This window comes from Micromonospora globbae (genome assembly GCF_003610785.1).
Classification (GTDB): Bacteria; Actinomycetota; Actinomycetes; order Mycobacteriales; family Micromonosporaceae; genus Micromonospora; species Micromonospora globbae.
Window position 1 is genome coordinate 1 of the sequence record NZ_RAQQ01000080.1, and the last position, 2,332, is coordinate 2,332.

Annotated in this window: 1 protein-coding gene, 1 pseudogene and 1 riboswitch; the gene and the pseudogene both read left to right on the plus strand. The window is 67.1% G+C overall.

What is annotated here, in order from left to right:
• Window positions 1-142 precede the first annotated feature (142 nt).
• A pseudogene (locus D7I43_RS32325) lies at window positions 143-325 on the plus strand (metal-sensing transcriptional repressor); the annotation flags it as partial.
• 539 nt (window positions 326-864) lie between these two features.
• Window positions 865-1,007: riboswitch (cyclic di-AMP (ydaO/yuaA leader) on the plus strand.
• Window positions 1,008-1,214: 207 nt separating this feature from the next.
• Window positions 1,215-2,033, plus strand: a complete 819-nt coding sequence (locus D7I43_RS32330; RefSeq protein ID WP_192902327.1) for a C39 family peptidase — start codon at window positions 1,215-1,217, stop codon at window positions 2,031-2,033.
• Window positions 2,034-2,332 lie beyond the last annotated feature (299 nt).

A 2,332-nucleotide genomic window follows, 5' to 3' on the forward strand; every position in this document is an offset into this window, starting at 1 on the left:
CCACGGCATGAAACGGCTACGGATCCGCTGGGAACGCCGCGACGACATCCACGAAGCCTTCCTTGCCCTGGCCACCTGCATCATCACGTACCGACACGTCGTACGACTTTGTTAGGACCTCTAAGAGGTCCGCGCGGCCGGACAGCTGACCGGCGTGCTCGCCATGTACGAGGACGGCCGCCACTCGATTGAGATTCTCGACCAGCTCGCTGCCACCCGAGGCGCCCTCGATGCCGTTGCGCTGCTTGTGCTCGACGAGTTCACCGCCAGTGCGCAGAACGCCTCGCCAACGCCCAGGACGCTGAACTGGCAATCGCGGACCTGACCGACACCGTCCGCCGGTACGTCCACAGCCGATAACAGAGAGCGCAGTGACGCACCACCACCACCACTTTCCAGACCGCCACTGTGAGCGTCACCGGCACGGCAACCCCTGGACGGCTGCGTGCATGTTGGGCCGGTCGCGTCGATGCTAACGGGGCGCTGGTCGGCCTAGCACCGTATGTACTGCGCCACGCCGGAATGTCGGCCGTACGGCACTGGTGGCTTTCGGTGTCCGGCACCGGTGGCCGAATTGTGACGTGAAATCTGGCGAGGCCGTGACCCGGGGTCACCAAAACCGTCATCGGGCATGACACCGGCTGATTGTGCGCCTGAATTGCGTGTCCCTCGCCACCAGATGTCCGTTTGTCGCCCGGCAGTGCCGTCATAAGCGCTCGTCCCATTGAGTGATGTCAGTGACGAAGTGTTCCTCTAAGAGTGATGATGATTGCTGTTTCAGCAGGTGAGGGCACTTGAAGGTATCTGCACCCGCCGGTAGTGTCTCCGCGTCCGGTGCGGTTTTCGATCGCCAAACGGCGACGCCGCGCCGACCCGCTCAATCGTGACCTTCACGAACCGGGGACCCAGTGCACGTCCGGGGTGAATCCGCGAGCCACGGCCCGCGGTAGGGCGCTCTTCCCGCCCGAATCCGTCAGCTAACCCGGTAGGCGGTGTCGGAAGGAGTTCCTCCCTATGCCCAGCCCCCGATCGTCACCCCGCCTCCACGGCCGGTGATGCCGCTGCTCGTCGCCTTGGCGAGCTGATACCGGCATCCGCCTCAATGCCCGGCTGACCGGGCAACCCCCCGTTCCCCGCAGCGCACCCCCGCCCACAACCACCCGTTGGCGCGTGACTTCTTCGCGCGCTGGGCCGGCGTGTGCCGCTGCCGCCCCGTGGAGGAAAACGTGAAGCACCACCGCAAGCAGCAACTGCGTCGTCTCGCCACCCAGCGCCCGTACCAGATCGTTGCAGGCTCCGCCGCCGCCCTCGTGCTGGCCTCCGTCACAGGCGTCCTGCTCACCAACACCGACGACGTGCCCGTCCGTCAGGAGAGCAGCGCCGCCGTGGCGGAACTGCCCCCCCGCCTGGGGGATGCCGCTACCCGCAACCAGGCCCGAATCGGCGCGCCCGCGTCACCAGCGCCGGGCGCCACCCCGGGCGAGGCGAATCCGGACCTGACCCGCAAGGCCGCGCCGAAGCCGCCGAAGTCCAAGGTTCTTGACTACAACTACCAGGCGCAGGCCACCTACTGGAATTGCGGCCCAGCCGCCGTCCGCAACGCCCTCAGCGCCACCGGCATCGAGCGGACACAGGATGAGCTCGCCGGCCCGCTCGGCGCAGACGAGTTTGGCACCGACTCCGCCGAGGACACCACCCGCGTGCTGAACACGGAGGTGAAGGGCTCGCCCTACCGCACCCGGATGATCCCCGGCAGCGCCCCCACGCCAGACCAAATGGACCAGCTCCAGGCCGACGTGGTCAGGGCCATCACCGACGGGCGCGCCATCGTGGCGAACACCGTCGGCGACGCCACCGATACCAACGGCGGCTGGCACTCGTTCCCTGGCGGCCACTACATCGCCGTGGTCGGCTACAAGGACGACGGCCGGACGGTGCGGGTCGCCGACTCGGCGAACCCGGCGACCGCCTCGTACTGGATGACCACGATCGAATTGGCGAACTGGATGGCCACCCGCGGCTACTCCGCCTGATCGCTGTCTGATACTCGGGCGCCGCCTCTCCAGCGAGAGCCGGCGCCCGACGCCTTTCCACGGTCTGCCCTCCATCTGAGGCCGAAGCCGCCAGCACATCCACGACAGCCGCAGCAGCTTCCTGGTCCTTGACGTCTTCAACACCGGTCCGCCCCGCTCCAGCCCCTGCATGACTTAGGGGTCCTAACAAAATGATCTCTGGATGTCGCGTCCCTTGTAGAGGTTGATCTACGATGTCGGGCCGTGAGGCGTGGCGAGCAGCCGCCGTGGATCGTGCCTGACGGGCTGTGGCAGCGCAT